Origin of the sequence: Streptomyces sp. CB09001, assembly GCF_003369795.1 — a bacterium.
GTDB lineage: Bacteria > Actinomycetota > Actinomycetes > Streptomycetales > Streptomycetaceae > Streptomyces.
The window spans coordinates 7,732,954-7,749,196 of the sequence record NZ_CP026730.1 but is presented as its reverse complement, the minus strand read 5'-3'; the positions used below and the strand labels follow the sequence as shown (position 1 = coordinate 7,749,196).

General features: G+C 68.2%; 13 protein-coding genes and 1 pseudogene. 5 read left to right on the top strand and 9 right to left on the bottom strand.

The window, feature by feature from the left end; translation table 11 throughout:
• The first annotated feature begins 43 nt into the window (after positions 1 to 43).
• Entirely contained in the window at positions 44 to 256 is a 213-nt protein-coding gene (locus tag C4J65_RS35785) for a hypothetical protein (protein ID WP_115746195.1), read from the top strand.
• Positions 257 to 283: 27 nt separating this feature from the next.
• A pseudogene (locus C4J65_RS35780) lies at positions 284 to 1,025 on the top strand (ATP-binding protein); the annotation flags it as partial.
• 81 nt (positions 1,026 to 1,106) lie between these two features.
• Here C4J65_RS35780 and C4J65_RS35775 read toward each other — a convergent pair.
• The 8 genes from C4J65_RS35775 to C4J65_RS35735 all read right to left on the bottom strand — a co-directional run bounded on the left by C4J65_RS35775 (position 1,107) and on the right by C4J65_RS35735 (position 11,242).
• Positions 1,107 to 1,691 (bottom strand): short chain dehydrogenase, encoded by a 585-nt coding sequence (locus tag C4J65_RS35775; RefSeq protein ID WP_115746800.1) that lies wholly within the window; start codon positions 1,689 to 1,691, stop codon positions 1,107 to 1,109.
• Positions 1,692 to 2,156: 465 nt separating this feature from the next.
• A complete protein-coding gene (locus tag C4J65_RS35770) occupies positions 2,157 to 3,050 on the bottom strand; it encodes a hypothetical protein (RefSeq protein WP_115746194.1) in 894 nt (297 codons plus the stop codon).
• 966 nt (positions 3,051 to 4,016) lie between these two features.
• Complete coding sequence (locus tag C4J65_RS35760; protein WP_115746192.1) at positions 4,017 to 5,039, bottom strand: Gfo/Idh/MocA family oxidoreductase; 1,023 nt, start codon at positions 5,037 to 5,039, stop codon at positions 4,017 to 4,019.
• Positions 5,036 to 6,433, bottom strand: a complete 1,398-nt coding sequence (locus C4J65_RS35755; protein ID WP_115746191.1) for an NDP-hexose 2,3-dehydratase family protein — start codon at positions 6,431 to 6,433, stop codon at positions 5,036 to 5,038. The genes C4J65_RS35760 and C4J65_RS35755 overlap by 4 nt, the downstream gene beginning before the upstream one ends.
• 45 nt (positions 6,434 to 6,478) lie before the next feature.
• Positions 6,479 to 7,783, bottom strand: a complete 1,305-nt coding sequence (gene rfbH, locus C4J65_RS35750; protein WP_115746799.1) for a lipopolysaccharide biosynthesis protein RfbH — start codon at positions 7,781 to 7,783, stop codon at positions 6,479 to 6,481.
• A gap of 86 nt (positions 7,784 to 7,869) precedes the next feature.
• Positions 7,870 to 8,856 carry a dTDP-glucose 4,6-dehydratase gene (gene rfbB / locus C4J65_RS35745; protein ID WP_115746190.1) on the bottom strand — a complete coding sequence of 329 codons (987 nt, stop codon included), beginning with the start codon at positions 8,854 to 8,856 and terminating at the stop codon, positions 7,870 to 7,872.
• Positions 8,853 to 9,920 carry a glucose-1-phosphate thymidylyltransferase gene (locus C4J65_RS35740; protein ID WP_115746189.1) on the bottom strand — a complete coding sequence of 356 codons (1,068 nt, stop codon included), beginning with the start codon at positions 9,918 to 9,920 and terminating at the stop codon, positions 8,853 to 8,855. Before C4J65_RS35740 ends, rfbB begins: the two co-directional genes overlap by 4 nt.
• A gap of 32 nt (positions 9,921 to 9,952) precedes the next feature.
• Positions 9,953 to 11,242: a nucleotide disphospho-sugar-binding domain-containing protein gene (locus C4J65_RS35735; protein WP_115746188.1), complete on the bottom strand. Its 1,290-nt coding sequence runs from the start codon at positions 11,240 to 11,242 to the stop codon at positions 9,953 to 9,955.
• A gap of 257 nt (positions 11,243 to 11,499) precedes the next feature.
• Between C4J65_RS35735 and C4J65_RS35730 the strand changes: the two genes are divergently transcribed.
• From C4J65_RS35730 to fdxA, 3 genes are read left to right on the top strand one after another with little or no spacing between them, the layout of a single operon-like run.
• On the top strand, positions 11,500 to 13,404 hold the full coding sequence (locus tag C4J65_RS35730) for a 2-oxoacid:acceptor oxidoreductase subunit alpha (protein WP_162833513.1): 1,905 nt from the start codon (positions 11,500 to 11,502) through the stop codon (positions 13,402 to 13,404).
• Positions 13,397 to 14,491, top strand: a complete 1,095-nt coding sequence (locus C4J65_RS35725) for a 2-oxoacid:ferredoxin oxidoreductase subunit beta (protein ID WP_115746187.1) — start codon at positions 13,397 to 13,399, stop codon at positions 14,489 to 14,491. The genes C4J65_RS35730 and C4J65_RS35725 overlap by 8 nt, the downstream gene beginning before the upstream one ends.
• Entirely contained in the window at positions 14,488 to 14,811 is a 324-nt protein-coding gene (gene fdxA, locus C4J65_RS35720) for a ferredoxin (protein ID WP_115746186.1), read from the top strand. Before C4J65_RS35725 ends, fdxA begins: the two co-directional genes overlap by 4 nt.
• 144 nt (positions 14,812 to 14,955) lie before the next feature.
• Here fdxA and C4J65_RS35715 read toward each other — a convergent pair whose 3' ends face one another.
• Positions 14,956 to 16,116 (bottom strand): DegT/DnrJ/EryC1/StrS family aminotransferase, encoded by a 1,161-nt coding sequence (locus C4J65_RS35715; protein WP_115746185.1) that lies wholly within the window; start codon positions 16,114 to 16,116, stop codon positions 14,956 to 14,958.
• Positions 16,117 to 16,243 lie beyond the last annotated feature (127 nt).

The window sequence follows — 16,243 nt, the reverse complement described above, 5'->3', positions numbered from 1 at the left end:
CAAGGTATCCGGCGCCGCCGACATCGAGTTTCGAGGGTGTGGAATGTCAGTCGAGGACTTCGGTAACGGTGGACTGGGCGGCTTTCTCGTCGACGAGGGACTTGCCGGCGGCGAAGGTGACGACGAGGGATTGCAGGCAGAGGTTGTTGACCGCGCGGGGGGGAAGCCGCGGAATGTGGTGTCGATGAGGGTGGCGGCGTCGTCGGTGAAGAGCTGGTCGCTGCGGCCGGCGAGTCCGAGGTGGTGCTTGATGTAGCTGCCGGTCTCGGCGGGGAGAAGCACAGTGGCCCTGCCCCGCCAGCGAGGATTGACCGAGCAGGCCGCCGACGCTGCCATCGACAGCGCCTGCCGGCTGCTGCGGCTGCAGTCGATCCGCAACGAGTTCTCCGACATCGCCGACCGGGCGATGAAGGACCAGATGACCTATCGGGGCTTCCTCGCTGAGCTACTGATGACCGAGTGCGACGACCGGTCCCGTCGCCGTTGGGAGCGGCGGGTCAAGGCGGCCGGCTTCCCGCGGGAGAAGTCGCTGAGGGCGTTCGGCTCCGACGCGGACGCCAACATCGACGCCGCCACGATCCACACGCTGGCCAGCTGCGAATGGATCAAGAAGAGCCGGGCCCTCTGCCTCATCGGCGACTCCGGCACCGGCAAGTCCCCCATGCTCATCGCCCTGGGCACCGAGGCCGCCATGAAGGGCTACCGCCTCCGCTACACGCTCGCCACGAAACGAGAAGCAGCTGACCAAGACCATCGCCCGCTACGGCCGCGTCGACCTCCTCCGCATCGACGAGCTCGGCCACATGGAACTCGACCGCCGCGGCGCCGAACTTCTCTTTCAGGTCCGTACGGAACGCGAGGAGAAGAACAGCGTCGCCATCGCCTCCAACGAGTCCTTCGGGGGCTGGACCAAGACCTTCACCGACCCCCGCCTCTGCGCGGCCATCGTCGACCGCCTCGCCTTCAACGGCACCATCATCGAGACCGGCACCGACTCCTACCGCCTCGCCAGCACCCACGCACGAGTTGAAGCCGAGGTCGGCTGGCTCTCGCCCAGACCGTCGGCCCGCCACCTCCAAGGGCGGCGGGCCGGTCCCGTCTGCCGGTTACACGCGTATGGTCTGGCCTTGCGCGGTGCCTTCCACCGCCTTCACATACGCCCGGGCCACCTCGGAGACAGGCGTGCCGTCGATCCCCTCTTCACCCATGCTTTCCAGGGTTTCCCTGATCCAGCCAGGGCTGATGAGATTGATGCGAAGTCCTCGCGGCAGCTCGCTGGCCGCATTGCGGACGAAGCCTTCCAGACCAGTGTTGACGAGGGCTCCCACCGAGCCGCCGGCCAGTGGAGTGGCGAAGGTTCCTCCGGTCAGCGTGATGGAGCCGCCGTCGCGCAGACGGCGCACAGCTCGCTGGGCCAACGCGACCTGGCCCAGCAGCTTGCCCTGCATTCCGGCCATAATCTCGTCATCCGCCGCTGACTCCAAGTCCACCAGCGGGCCACTGGCGGCACAGCACACCACGGCATCGAGATCCGGCACCTCATCGAAGAGTGCGTCCAAAGACGACGGATCCTGAAGATCCACCTTCGTCGGTCCTCTGCGGGAACCCTTAACCACCTGATGAGAAGCCTCTAACGCACTGGCGACAGCGCTGCCGATCGTTCCTGTCGCCCCGATCACAAGTACCTTCATGACAACGATCATGACAGGGATGACGACACACCGGCGACGTCATTTCTCCCGAACATTCGCGAGCCCATTGATCACTCAACGCTGTTCAAACCCGTCGACAAACCCTGTCGCTGAACATGGACGAAGCCACGGAGCCTGAGACGGTGTCACAGGACACAGCCCTGCAGCGTGGCTCCGGTAGACGCAGCGCTTGTCGAACGTACGGTGTCGGGCAGGTCTAGCCGCGGCGCAGCGTGGCCAGACCGTTCTACCTTGTCCGCAGGCTCTCCGGGCAGACAAGCCCGATCCTGGCCCAGAGGCCCCCCCGGGGGTTGCTCGCTCGGCATGCATGGTCGCTCGCTGGCCGGACGGGAGGCGGTGCAGCGTTCCGTTCTGATCCGGAGCGCACCCAACCGCAGCGCAGGGCAGGTGGAGAACAGCAAGCGGTCAGAAGGTCGGCGTCGGCCGATCAGGGGGTGCCGCTGCTCAGGTCGGCGAGGCGGCCCCAAGGAGCACGTGCAGGCCGTCCCCTGCCTGTGCTCGATCTCGAGGATCAGGTCGGGCAGCTGCCCTGCACTCCCGCTGGAAGTCGGGCAGGCTCGCGGCGGCCGCCAGTCCGGCGCTGGGCTCCGGCTCTGCCGCCGGGGCGGGCGCGGGCGCTGGCGGCTGGCGGGTAGCGGCCGGCACGGGAGTCGCCGGCGGGGTGGCCGGGGTCAGGGCCGGCTCAGGGAGAGCGGGCCGATTCTCGAGGTGGGCCCGGTAGGCGGCGGAGAGGTCCTCCAGGTCCTTGCGGCGCGCACGGTGCAGGTCGACGGGCTCCTGCAGGCTGGTGTCGAGCAGCTGCACCCCGCCGTGGAAGGCGTGGAAGCCGATCGACTCCCACAGGGCGGCGATCTTGGCCTTGGCGGTGGCGCGGTCGGCGTCACTCACCTCGTCCCGGTTGTCGGGCCATTCGGCCATGCGGGGCTCAGCCGCGACCGCGCAGCAGCCGCCGGACAGGCGGCGGACGGCCTCGGCGGCGAACACCGGGCCCAGGCCGAAGCCGCGCCAGGGACGGGCCAGGAACACCCGGTCCAGGATGAGCAGATCCCCCACCGGGCAGTCGATGGTCTCCTGGAAGGCATCGGAATACTCGCCGTCGTCGAGGACGGTGGCCGCGATGCTCTCCAGGTCTCCCGACTGGGCGTCCGCGACCATCCAGCGGTCCGCGCCGGTGTAGTCACGCAGCCGCCACAGACGCAGCCAGCCTGCCTCGCTGCCGTTGTCGATGAGCTGCCGGCACGCGTCGGTGCAGCCGCCGGGGCATTCCTCCTCCTCGTCGTGGTGGGCGCGGATGGAGACACGCCAGTGTTCGAGGGTGTCCTCGTCCTCGTCGGGCACGGCGGGGTGCCCGTGGCTGTAGACCAGCCGCAGCTGGGCTGGGTCCCGGGAAGTTCGCCGGCCGGTCGACGCACAAGACTCATGAGCGTGGAGGCTGGCCGCCGCCACTGACAATGGGTCCGCTCCGCCGGCGCCGTGGGATGGGGGTGGACACTCGGGCCCGGTGCGCGGCGGCTCGGTCGGGGTTGCCGAGGCGCCGCCGGTCGGCGAGAGCCGGGCGCTGCCCGGGTCAGCACGCGTGCCTGCAACTCAGTGAGTGGGATATCGGTGGTCAACCCCTGCCGGCACGGTGCCGGGGGTGGAGGACCTCACCTCCCGGCACTGACAGTGACCTTGGCGTGGGGTGCTGCTCGGGCTGCACCGTGCCGTCGGCCGCGAGGCCTGCTCGGGGCCGGTTTCCGCCTCGGCCGCTTCGCACTCGTCGACCCGATCCTTGGCCTGTGGGTCATCGGCCAGCTCCTCGGGGAGTGTTGTGCCGTGGGTGATGTGTGCCTTGATGAGCTGACGGGCGCTCAGGCCTCGGGCCGTACTCAGGTCAGCGCGGGTCAGCGCGGGTCAGGTAGGCGCCCTCCAGGTTCGCCTCGCTCAAGTCGGCATGCTCGAGCCGTGCGTGGCTCAAGACGGCCCTGCTCGGGTGTGCGCGTGTCAGAGGCGCACGGGGCAACGGTGCATGGCTGAGGTCGACGTGCGTGGGGTCCGCCCCCACCAGGACCGCTCTCGTCAGGACTGCGTTCGTGAACGTCGTGCCCACGACGTTCACTGCGGTGAAGTTGGCGTCCGGGGCGATCACGTCGGACAGGTCGCCCTCCCGGAATGTGGCACCCGTCAGTGCTGCCGATGCGAGATGGGCGCCGGCCAGCGCGACGCCTTCCGGACGGGCGCCCGTGAGTCCGGCTTGAAGGCGGGGTGTCGGTCAGGGCGGGATGTCCTTGGTTCGGGGCTTCGTCCCGTGTCGGCGGTCATGTGTCAGATTGGTTGTCGTCCTTGCCTCTTGTGGCTGCTGTGTCCGTGGCTGCCCCGTCTGCGGCGCGAGGCGATTCTGCTTATTGTGGTGAGGAGTTCTGACTGTCGCAGGGTGTCGCTGGTGTCCGGCGGGGTTCGGGTACTGATCGCGGTGGTGAAGGCCTCTGTGGTGGCCTTCACCTGGTCGTGTGGTGCCAGGCGGATTTCCTCGGTCCCGGCGGCGCGGTGGAGGGCGATTACCGGGATGTCCTCTGCGGGTGGGGTGAATGCTCGGTCGATGGTCAAGCTGCCCTTGCTGCCGCGCAGTTCGTAGGCCGAGCGGTAGGCGTGCTCCATGCCGAAGGTGATCTGGGCCGTGACGCCGTCGGGAGTGCACAGCAGCGCGGCGCCAGAGGTGTCGACCTGCCGGCCCGCCCCCTGGGCGAGGCAGGCGCCGATGATGTCGAGTTCGGGGCCCAGTAGGTGCAGTGCGGCCCGCAGGGGGTAGATCCCGACGTCCATGAGGGCCCCGCCACCGAGCTCCGGCTGGTGGCGGATGTCGCTGTCCGCGAGCGGCGGGATGGTGAAGGCCGCGTGGAACGAGCGCAGTTCGCCCAGTGCTCCGTCCGCGACCATCCGCCGTACGACTTCGTGCCGGCGGTGATGGACGAACATGACGTTCTCCATGAGCACCAGGTCGCGAGAGGCGGCGAGTTCGAGGAGTTCGCTGGTGCGGGCGTGCCGGGTGGACAGGGGCTTCTCCGCGAGGACGTGTCTGCCTGTGCGCAGGGCTGCCTCGACCCATCGGGGGCGCAGGGCCGCGGGCAGGGGCACGTAGACGGCGTGGATGTCGTCTTGTTCCAGGAGCTCTTCGTACCCGTGGATGGCTCGGCAGCCGAAGCGGTCCGCGACCTTCCGTGCCTTGTCCGGGTCGCGGCTGGCCACCGCCGCGACCTCGATGCCAGGGGTGGCGGCGAAGGCGGGGAGCATCCGGCGCAGCGCGATGTCCGCGCAACCGATGACTCCCACTCTCAGGGGTGCGGTCATCGGGTTCGGGTTTTCGTCGCGTTGAGGCAGGCCAGCATGGTGCGGGCCTGGACGTTGAGGTAGTGGCTGTGCCGGACCAGGGAGGTGAGCTGTGCGGGGGTGGCCCAGGCGTAGCCGGGTGGGGGGTCCAGGGGGGCGTCCGTGTCGTCGGCTTCGATGATGAGGCAGCGGCTCTCGGCGTTGAGGAAGCGGCCTCCTTCTTCGGCGTGTACGGCGTCGTAGCGGATGCGGTCGCCGGTGGCGCGGCGGACCGAGTCCGCGAATCGGGGGTGTTCCTCGTCCCGCAGGTGGGCGTAGTTGTGCGGGGTGTACTGCACGGTCGGTGCCAGCTCGATGGTGTCGACGAGGCCGGGTTCGACCTTGGCCTGCACCAGTACATGCGGGGTGCCTTCGATCTCGCGGGTCAGGAAGGCGTGGATGCCTGGGCCGACCGGTTCGAACAGGGGCTGGGTCCAGCCGGTGACCTCGCGGTTCTCTGCCTGGGCCGAGACGGCCACGACGTTGAAGTAGCGGCCTGCTTCGTGTTCGATCGCGGTGGTGTGGCGCTTCCAGCCGGGGAGGTGGCCCAGCGGGGCTCGTTCGGTTCGTACGCAGTGGCGGGTGCGTTCGCCGGTGATCCATGAGAGCAGTTCGGTGTCGGAGAGCAGGGCGCCGGCCGAGGTGTCTGCGGCGGGCAGGCACGACAGCACGGTGCGCGAGTCCATGTTGATCACGTTGTCCCGGTGCAGCAGCTCATTGATCTGGCCGAGGGTCAGCCAGCAGAAGTCGTCCTGCAGCGGTACCTCGTCCGTCGTCTCCACCACCATGTTGCGGTTGGTCTTCTGGGAGAACCATGAGCCGTGCTCGGACTGTCGTACGTCCACGACGACCCGGCCGCGGTCCGGCCCGATGAAGTGTTCGATGTACTTGACGTCGCCGCCCTTGTGGGCCTTGGTGTAGTTGCTGCGGGTCGCCTGGACGGTGGGCGAGAGTTGGAGCAGGTTGGGGTTGCCGGGTTCCATCTTCGCCTGCATGAGGAAGTGCAGTACCCCGTCGAACTCCTTGGCGAGGATGCCGAGGATACCCACCTCGTACTGCCGGATGACGGGCTGGTACCAGTCGCTGGGGGGGCCGTCGCCGTGGGGCTGGCCGTCTTCCGTGAAGTGCAGCCCTTCGACGGTGAAGAAGCGGCCGCTTCGGTGCACCAGGTTTCCGGTGTGTTCCTGGAACGACCAGCCGTCCATTTCCGTGAACGGTATGCGGTCCACGCGGAAGGTGTTGGCTGTGCGCCGTTCGGTCAGCCAGCTGTCGAAGTGCTCGGTGGACAGGTGCACTCCGTCAGTGGTCGCGGCCGATGCGGCGATTCGTGCCGGCGGGCTGTGGACCTCACGCCTCTGGAGGACTTGGGACGGCATCGACGTAACTCCCGTGGCTTCTGGTGGTGTGGGTGCGGCGGGCTCTCAGCCGCGCTCGGCTACGAACTCCTTGATGGTGGCGACCACGTAATCCAGCATTTCGTCCGTGAGCCCTGGGTAGACGCCGATCCAGAAGGTGTGCTCGGTGATGATGTCGCTGTTGGTGAGGTCGCCGACGATGCGGTGGGGGCGGCCGATGTAGGCCGGCTGCCGGGTGAGGTTGCCGGAGAACAGCCGCCGGGTGCCGATCTTGCGTTCTTCCAGGTGTGCGACCAGTTCGGCGCGTGTGTAGCGGGCCTCGGGGTCGACGGTGATGACGAAGCCGAACCAGCTCGGCTCGGATCGCGGGGTCGGCTCGGGGAGCAGCAGGCCGGGCAGGCCGTCCAGGCCTTCGCGCAGGCGGCGCCAGTTGCGGCGTCGCGCCTCGATGAAGCTGTCGAGTTTGGCGAGCTGGGTGAGGCCCAGCGCGGCCTGGATGTCGGTTCCCTTCAGGTTGTAGCCGACGTGGGAGAAGATGTACTTGTGGTCGTACCCGGCGGGCAGGTTGCCCATGTGGTATTCGAACCGTTTGAAGCAGGTGTTGCTCTTGCCCGGTTCGCACCAGCAGTCCCGTCCCCAGTCGCGCAGTGATTCCACGACGCGGGCCAGGCGGAGGTTGTCGGTGAGGACGCAGCCGCCTTCGCCCATGGCGAGGTGGTGCGCGGGGTAGAAGCTGACGGTGCTCAGGTCGCCGAAGGTGCCGGTGATCCGGCCGTCGTAGAGGGTGCCGACGGCGTCGCAGTTGTCCTCGACGAAGAAGAGGCCGTGATCCTTGGCGAGCTGGGCCACTTCGGCCACTTCGAAGGGGTTGCCGAGCGCGTGGGCGATGATGATCGCCCGGGTTTTGGGGCCGATGGCCTGTGCCACCCGGTCGGCTGTGGTGTTGTACGTCGGCAGGTCCACGTCCACGAAGACGGGTATGAGCCCGTTCTGCAGAATCGGGTTCACGGTGGTGGGAAATCCTGCCGCGACGGTGATCACCTCGTCCCCCGGTTTCAGGCGACTGTCACCGAGTGTTTCCGAGGTCAGTGCCGAGATGGCGAGGAGGTTCGCCGACGAACCCGAGTTCGTCAGATGGGCCTTGCGCCGCTTGAGGAGCTTGGCGAAGTTGGACTCGAACTTCTTGGAGCTGGGTCCGGCGGCGATGCGCAGGGTGAGTGCGGCCTCGACGAGGGCGACTCGGTCCTCTTCGTCCAGGACCGCGCCGGAGGGCCAGATCTCCGTCACTCCGGGTTTGAACTCTGCGTGTGATGCGGTCGCCCGGTGGTAGCTGCGGACTGCGTCCAGCACGGTGTCTTTGTTGTCGGTCATCGTCATTCCTCTCCGTTGGCCGGCACCGTGATGCCGCGGCGGACGTGGCAGCATGGCGGGTGGCCCCAGGACCGGCTCCGTGGTTCTCAGCCGGCCGTGCCTTCGGTTCCGTGCTTGGCGGACTTCCACCAGTCCGGGTTGTCGCGGTACCACTGCGCCGTGGCGGCCAGACCCTCGTCGAAGCCGGTCTGCGGCGCATAGCCGAGTTCTTCACGGATCTTGGAATCGTCGATGGCGTATCGCAGGTCGTGTGCCTCGCGGTCGGCGACGTGGCGGATCATCTCCGGTCCCAGGCCGGTCAGTTCGAGCAGGTGCTCGGTGATGGCCCGGTTGGTGCGGTCGTCGCCGCCGCCGATGTTGTAGATCTCGCCGGGCCGGCCGTTGTCGAGTACGAGGTGGATGCCGCGGCAGTGGTCGTCCACGTGCAGCCATTCGCGGATGTTGCGTCCGTCGCCGTACAGGGGCACCTGCTTTCCCTCGAGAAGGTTGGTGACGAACAGCGGGATGAGCTTCTCGGGGTGCTGGTACGGCCCGTAGTTGTTGGAACAGCGCGTGATGGAGAGGTTGACCCGGTGTGTGGTCCAGTAGGTGCGGGCCACCAGGTCGGAGCAGGCTTTGGAGGCCGCGTAGGGGCTGTTGGGCAGCAGCGGGCAGTCTTCGTTCCAGGAGCCCTCGTCCACCGATCCGTACACCTCGTCGGTGGAGACGTGCACCACGCGCTGGACACCGCTGTCCAGTACGGCGTGGAGCAGTGTCTGGGTGCCCAGGACGTTGGTGCGGTAGAACTCTCCGGCATCGGCCAGCGAGCGGTCGACGTGGGATTCCGCGGCGAAGTGCACCACGGCGTCGTGTCCGGGCAGCAGTTCGTGCAGCAGCTCCGCGTCGCAGATGTCGCCCTGGACGAACTCCAGCCGCGGGTGGGCGGCCGGCAGGTTGTTGCGGTTGCCCGCGTAGGTCAGCTTGTCCAGGACGGTGACCTGGGCGTTCTCCCAGCCCGCGTAGTTGTTCGCGAGGAGGTTACGGACGAAGTTCGAGCCGATGAATCCGGCTCCACCGGTGATGAGGATCTTCATGCGGCGACTTCCACCTGGGTGTGGTCTCCGACGACCAGGCGGTAGCGGTCCGTGCTCTGCGTGGTGATACCGACCGAAGCGGAGCGGCCGACCAGGGAGCTGTGCAGGCCCTGTACGCCGGTGACCGAGGCCCCGTCCAGGACGATGGAGTGCACGAGCCGGCTGCTGATGACCGCGCAGTCGCGGCCCACGGACGTGTGCGGGCCGATCCGGCTGTCCTCCACCACGGTGCCCGCGCCGATGATCGCCGGCCCTTCGATGCGGGAGCGCACGATGCGTGCCCCCTTCTCCACGACGACCGGCCCCACGAGCACACTGGTGTCGTCGACCGCGCCCTGCACGCAGGGGCGGAGGCCGTCGAGGATGCGCGCGTTGCACGCCAGGACGTCCCCGACCTTCCCGGTGTCCTTCCAGTAGCCCTGGTACTCGCTCGCCCGTACGTCCGCGCCGCCGGCCACCAGCCACTGGATCGCGTCGGTGATCTCCAGTTCCCCGCGGGCGCTGGGCGTGATGGCCGCGATCGCCTCGTGGATGGCGGCGGTGAAGAAGTACACGCCGATCAGGGCCAGGTCACTGCGTGGCCGCTGTGGCTTCTCCACCAGGCGCAGTACCTCGCCGTCGGGTCCCAGCTCGGCCACGCCGAAGGCGCGCGGGTCCTCGACCTTGCACACCACGATGTGAGCTGCCGGGCGGCCGGCGGCGAACTCCTCGGCGATGTCCGAGATTCCGTCGGGCAGCATGTTGTCGCCCAGGTACATCACGAAGTCGTCGTCGCCGAGGAAGTCCTGGGCGATGGCGACTGTGTGGGCGAGACCGAGCGGATTCTCCTGACGGATATAGGTCAGCTGGGCTCCGAACCGCGATCCGTCCCCGAGTGCCTGCTGGATCTCGTTGTCGCGGCCGTTGATGATGATGCCGATCTCTTTCACGCCCAGGTCCAGGATGTTCCGCACGACGTATTCCAGGACCGGCGTGTTCGCAATGGGGATGAGCTGCTTGGGCATCGAATAGCTGAAAGGCCGTAGACGGGTGCCCGATCCGCCGGCCAGCACCAGAGCTTTCATGGTGGTCCTCTCACTTCGTGTGTGCCGGCTTTTCAGCCGCGATGCTCCGTGGTCAGTCTCTCCAGTATCGGAACCACGTCCTTGGGCGCGGGGGCGGCGAGCATGTCCTCGTACAGGTCACGGGCCCCGTTCCGGAACGAGGGTTCCGTGATCAGCCTGACGAGGTCTTTCCGCATGGTGTCGACGTCGATCTTCGCGGGGTCGATGACCAGTCCCGCGCCCCGGCCGCCGATGTACTGCGCTATGACTTTCTCGTCCCACATCGGGATGGGCACGATCAGCTGCGGTACCTGGAATGCCACGCAGGCACCGGAGGTGCCTCCGCCGCCGTGGTGGATGATGGCCGAGCTGGTGGGCAGCAGGTGATTGAGCGGCACGTATCCGATGGCGCGGACATTGTCCGGGAGGTCACCTGCGGTGGCCAGTTGGTCGCTGTTCAGGGTGGCGACCATTTCCAGGTCCAGGTCGGACACGGAGTCGAAGAAGTCCCGTAGCGGGAAGCCGCCTTGCGCACCGTCGAGGAGCCGGCGGGTCTGGCCGAGTGTGAAGACCACCCGGGGCCGCTCGGGCCGCTTGTGCAGCCACTGGGGAAGGGTGCTGCCGCCGTTGTACGGGATCCAGCGGACCGGTACGTACCTCAGATCCAGCGGGTACTGCATCCGCGCCGCGGTCAGGTCCATGGTCCACTGGCCGAGCAGCGTCTCTTCGGTGAAGTCGAGACCGTAGCGCTCCAGCACCGGCTTCAGCCACGGCGTCCACGGGTCCTCCGTCAGGCCGGAGGACGGATCGGCCAGCTCCTGCAGCGTTTTGGCACGGACCAGACCGACGTTGTCCATGCCGAACAGGAGGCGCGCGTGGGCGGCGCCGCTGACACGCGCGGCCACCGCCCCGGTCGGAGCCAGCGGGTCCCACAGCACCAGGTCCGGGCGCCAGTCCCGGGCGAAGTCCACCAGCGCGTCCAGGACCGGCCGGCGACCGCCGCTCACCTGCTCCGGCGGGTAGTGCGCGTGGAGCAGGTCGATCAGCATGTCCCGGCAGGTGCGCCAGGTGTCCTCGTCATCCGGGTCGATCGTCGCGGTACGTCGATCGGGGCGGTTCGCCACGGCGAGGAGGGGGGCCAGCGAGTCGGCGAGTTCCTCCTTGCCGCCCAGGGGCACCGCGGTAAGTCCGGCCGAGGCGATGTTCGTAAACAACTTCGGGTCGAGCCCGGCCTCAGAGGTGGCCATCACCACTTCGTGGCCGGCGCTCTGCAGTGCCCATGCCAGTGGGACGACTGGATATACATGTGACGATGCCGGGAAGACGTTGAAGAGAATACGCATCGCTGACCTTCCTTGAGGTGTCCGTCCGTACGACGCTGGCGGCTGCCGTTCGCCAGCAGCGTGGGGGCCGGTTCTAAAGGTCCGCTTGCGCTGTGCGGCCGCCCGGCGTCCCGGCGTCGGCCCGTGCCCGTGCGCGTCTCCGGGCCGGGTGGTCCTCGGATGCTTTGGCCAGTCACAAGTCCTCCCTCCTAACGTGCGGTGTCCGTCGGCTTCGCCGCGTGTGCGGCGTCCGCGACGTCTAGGAAAGGGGGCGGCCGGTGGCCGTTCTGGCACTGGAAAGCACAGGGACAGGCGAAGAGACACCCAGGAAGACGGTGCGCCGCCTGGACCGGGTGATCATCCGTTTCGCGGGTGACTCCGGTGACGGTATGCAGCTCACGGGGGATCGCTTCACGTCGGAGACGGCATCGTTCGGAAATGATCTGTCCACGCTGCCGAACTTTCCCGCCGAGATCCGGGCGCCGGCAGGAACGCTTCCGGGTGTGTCCTCGTTTCAGCTGCACTTCGCCGACCACGACATCCTCACGCCCGGTGATGCGCCGGATGTGCTGGTGGCGATGAATCCGGCCGCGTTGAGGGCGAACATCGCGGATGTGCCGCGCGGCGCCGAAGTCATCGTCAATACCGACGAGTTCACCAGCCGGGCGATGGCCAAGGTCGGCTACGAGGTCTCCCCTCTGGAGGACGGCTCGCTGGACGCCTACCGCGTGCACCCGGTGCCGCTGACGACACTGACGGTCGAGGCGCTCAAGGAGTTCGACCTCTCCCGCAAGCAGGCCGAGCGCTCCAAGAACATGTTCGCGCTCGGCCTGCTGTCGTGGATGTACCACCGGCCGACCGAGGGCACGGAGCGGTTCCTCAGGCGGAAGTTCGCCGAGAAGCCCGAGATCGTGAAGGCCAACCTGGCCGCCTTCCACGCGGGTTGGAACTTCGGGGAGACCACCGAGGACTTCGCGGTCTCCTACGAGGTCGCGCCGGCGGCCGGCGCGTTCCCCGCAGGCACGTACCGCAACATCTCCGGGAACCTGGCCCTGTCCTACGGGCTGGTCGCCGCGTCCCGACAGGCGGACCTGCCGCTCTACCTCGGTTCGTACCCGATCACTCCGGCCTCCGACATCCTGCACGAGTTGTCGAAGCACAAGAACTTCGGCGTACGGACCTTCCAGGCGGAGGACGAGATCGCCGGGATCGGTGCGGCGCTGGGCGCCGCGTTCGGCGGCAGTCTCGCGGTCACGACCACCTCCGGACCGGGCGTGGCCCTCAAGAGCGAGACGATCGGGCTTGCCGTCTCCCTCGAACTGCCGCTGCTGGTCGTCGACATCCAGCGCGGCGGGCCCTCGACCGGCCTGCCGACCAAGACGGAGCAGGCCGACCTGCTGCAGGCGATGTACGGGCGCAACGGCGAGGCACCGGTGCCGATCGTCGCGCCGTGCACCCCGGCGGACTGCTTCGAGGCGGCCATGGAAGCGGCCCGTATCGCGTTGACCTACCGCACCCCGGTGTTCCTGCTGAGTGACGGCTACCTCGCCAACGGCTCCGAGCCCTGGCGCGTCCCCGAGGCCGACGGCCTCCCCGATCTGCGGGTGCGGTTCGCCGCCGGCCCCAACCACGAACTGGCCGACGGCCGCCGTGTCTTCAGGCCCTACAAACGCGACCCGCAGACCCTGGCCCGCCCGTGGGCAGTCCCCGGCACCCCGGGGCTGGAGCACCGGATCGGCGGCATCGAGAAGCAGGACGGCACGGGCAACATCTCCTACGACCCGGCCAACCACGACTTCATGGTCCGCACCCGCCAGGCCAAGATCGACGGTATCGCCGTGCCCGACCTTGAGGTCGACGATCCGGACGGCGACGCGCAGCTGCTGGTCCTGGGCTGGGGTTCCACGTACGGGCCGATCACCGCCGCCGTGCGCCGGCTGCGGGGCGCCGGACAGCGAATCGCGCAGGCCCATCTGCGCCACCTCAACCCGTTCCCCAAGAATCTGGGTGACGTGCTCGAGCGGTACGAACGTGTGGTGATCCCCGAGATGAACCTCGGCCAGCTCGCCGCCCTCGTCCGGGCCGAGTACCTGGTCGACGCCCGCTCGTACAACCAGGTCAACGGAATGCCGTTCAAGGCTGAGCAACTCGCCACGGCTCTCAAGGAGGCCATCGATGGCTGACACGACGCCCGCGGGCACGGGCAGCCTGTTGCAGCTGGTCCCCAAGGCCGAAGCCGCGCAATCGATGAAGGACTTCAAGACGGACCAGGAGGTCCGCTGGTGCCCCGGCTGCGGTGACTACGCCGTCCTCGCCGCCGTGCAGGGCTTCATGCCCGAACTCGGCCTGGCCAGGGAGAACATCTGCTTCATCTCCGGCATCGGCTGCTCCTCCCGCTTCCCCTACTACATGAACACCTACGGGATGCACTCCATCCACGGCCGTGCCCCCGCCATCGCCACCGGCCTGGCTTCCAGCAGGCGCGACCTGAGCGTGTGGGTGGTCACCGGTGACGGTGACGCGCTGTCCATCGGCGGGAATCATCTGATGCACGCGCTGCGCCGCAACGTCAACGTGAAGATCCTCCTCTTCAACAACCGGATCTACGGGCTGACCAAGGGCCAGTACTCGCCCACCTCCGAGACCGGCAAGATCACCAAGTCCACGCCGATGGGTTCGCTGGACGCCCCGTTCAACCCGGTGTCGCTGGCCCTGGGCGCCGAAGCGAGCTTCGTCGCCCGCACCGTCGACTCCGACCGCAAGCACCTCACCGGCGTGCTGCGCGCCGCCGCCGACCACCCCGGCACCGCCCTGGTGGAGATCTACCAGAACTGCAACATCTTCAACGACGGCGCCTTCGAGGTCCTCAAGAACAAGCAGCAGGCCCAGGAGGCCGTGATCCGCCTGGAACACGGGCGGCCGATCCGCTTCGGGGCCCCCTCGGCGGACGGGCTCGGGCACAAGGGCGTCGTCCGCGACCCGGTCACCGGCGACCTGGAGATCGTCGAGGTCACGCCCGAGAACGAGTCGCGCATCGTGGTCCACGACACCCACTCCGCGTCTCCGACGACGGCCTTCGCGCTCTCCCGCCTCGCCGACCCGCAGACGCTGTACCACTCGCCCATCGGCGTCTTCCGAGACGTCGAGCGTCCCGTCTACGACACGCTCATGGCCGGCCAGCTCGACACCGCCGTCGAGGAGAACGGCAAGGGCGACCTCACCGCACTCCTCACGGGCAACGACACCTGGACCGTGGAGGCTTCCTCATGACGTATGTGATCACCCAGCCCTGCGTGGACCTCAAGGACAAGGCCTGCATCGACGAATGCCCCGTCGACTGCATCTACGAGGGTCCCCGCAAGATGTACATCAACCCCGATGAATGCGTGGACTGCGGCGCCTGCGAACCGGTCTGCCCTGTCGAGGCCATCTTCTACGAGGACGCCCTGCCGGAGGAGTGGGCGGGTTACGGCTCCGCCGACCGGGAGGTGTTCGCGACGGCCGAGGTGTCGGGTGGCGCGTCGGCGGCCGGGCAGCTGCCCGCGGACCACCCGGTGATCCAGGCCGAGCCGGTGAAGGAAACCAGCTGAGCTCCACCGCAGCACACTGGCCGGGGCCCTCCCGTGGGGCCAGTGTGCTGTGGTGGAGCTCAGCTGGTTCGGTTCCACGCCCCGAAGGGGGTGGAACCGTAGTGGTGCGAGCCGGTCAGCCCCGCCCGCCGGTGATCAGGATGCTCAGGGGGCGTCCACCGTGCGCCGGTTCTCGACGGCCTTGTGCACGGCCGCCGCGACGGTGCGCACGTCGCCGTCGCTCAGTGCGGGGTGCAGGGGCAGGCACAGGGTGCGGTCCGCGGCCCAGTCCGAGTGGGGCAGTTGAAGGGTCTGGGCGCTCTGGGAGCCGAAGGCGGGGACCTTGTGCAGCGGTGCGTACCGGAAGGTCGTGTAGATGCCGTCCTTGAGGAGGTCGCCGGCCAGGCCGTCGCGGATCTCCGGGGCTGTCTGCACCCAGTAGAAGTAGTGGGTGGACTCGTGGCCGTGCGGCAGGGCGGGGGGCAGCAGCAACCCGGGCACGCCGGCCAGTTCCTGGTCGTAGAGCGCGCAGATCTCCTGGCGGCGGCGTATGAACTCGGGTAGCCGGCGCAGCTGTACGGCGCCGATCGCGGCTGTGAGGTCGTTGCCGATGACACGGCGGCCGGGCTCGGGGATGTCCAGCTCCCACCAGCGGGACGAGACTTTCGCGTAGCCGAAACCGCTGGACTGGGCCAGCCCGTGGTACGCGAGCCGCCTGGCCCGTTCGGCTTGTTCCCGGTCCTTGACGTAGATCATTCCGCCGTCTCCGGTGACCAGGACCTTCATGGCGTCGAAGCTCCACATGGCGATGTCTCCGAAGGTCCCCGCCGCCCGGCCGTCCACCCGGGAGGCCACCGAGCAGGCCGCGTCCTCGACGAGGGTGACGCCCCGCTCCCGGCAGCGGTCCGCGATGCGGACGATGTCACCGGGTGAGCCCCCGTAGTGCAGGACGATGACCGCCTTGGTGCGGGGTGTGAGCGCCTGCTCGATGTCCTCGACCGTGGGGTTGAGGGTGCGGGGGTCGACGTCGCAGAAGACCGGCCGGGCACCGCAGCTGAGTACGGCGTTCGCGGCGGCGACGAAGCTGAGGGAGGGCAGCACCACCTCGTCTCCCTCCTCCAGGTCCAGCGACTCCAGGGCGAGGAACAGCCCTGAGGTACCCGAGTTGAGGAAGACGACGTGTTCGGCGGGCACGTCGATGTGCTCCGCGAACGCGGCCTCGAAGGCCCGGGTCCGAGGACCGTGTCCCAGCCACTTGTCCTCGAAGGTCTCGGCGACCGCAGCGAGTTCCTCCGCTCCGACCTGGGGCTGAAAGAGATTGATCATGACTACCTTTCGTGTCGCCGCCTGGCGGGTGGGAGCCGGCCGACGTCAGAACGATGGCGGGGCTCCATCGTGTGGCGCGGCGCTAAAAGTCCGGCAAAGCGCTCAAGGCGACGGCCGCCCCCGTGAT

Excerpts from the sequence above, each read along its gene's own strand:
- C4J65_RS35785 (WP_115746195.1), top strand. The coding sequence starts at position 44 with ATGTCAGTCGAGGACTTCGGTAACGGTGGACTGGGCGGCTTTCTCGTC.
- C4J65_RS35760 (WP_115746192.1), bottom strand. The coding sequence starts at position 5,039 with ATGACCGCACCCCTGAGAGTGGGAGTCATCGGTTGCGCGGACATCGCG.
- C4J65_RS35755 (WP_115746191.1), bottom strand. The coding sequence starts at position 6,433 with ATGCCGTCCCAAGTCCTCCAGAGGCGTGAGGTCCACAGCCCGCCGGCA.
- rfbH (WP_115746799.1), bottom strand. The coding sequence starts at position 7,783 with ATGACCGACAACAAAGACACCGTGCTGGACGCAGTCCGCAGCTACCAC.
- C4J65_RS35725 (WP_115746187.1), top strand. The coding sequence starts at position 13,397 with ATGGCTGACACGACGCCCGCGGGCACGGGCAGCCTGTTGCAGCTGGTC.
- fdxA (WP_115746186.1), top strand. The coding sequence starts at position 14,488 with ATGACGTATGTGATCACCCAGCCCTGCGTGGACCTCAAGGACAAGGCC.
- C4J65_RS35775 (WP_115746800.1), bottom strand. The coding sequence starts at position 1,691 with ATGAAGGTACTTGTGATCGGGGCGACAGGAACGATCGGCAGCGCTGTC.
- C4J65_RS35735 (WP_115746188.1), bottom strand. The coding sequence starts at position 11,242 with ATGCGTATTCTCTTCAACGTCTTCCCGGCATCGTCACATGTATATCCA.
- C4J65_RS35740 (WP_115746189.1), bottom strand. The coding sequence starts at position 9,920 with ATGAAAGCTCTGGTGCTGGCCGGCGGATCGGGCACCCGTCTACGGCCT.
- rfbB (WP_115746190.1), bottom strand. The coding sequence starts at position 8,856 with ATGAAGATCCTCATCACCGGTGGAGCCGGATTCATCGGCTCGAACTTC.
- C4J65_RS35715 (WP_115746185.1), bottom strand. The coding sequence starts at position 16,116 with ATGATCAATCTCTTTCAGCCCCAGGTCGGAGCGGAGGAACTCGCTGCG.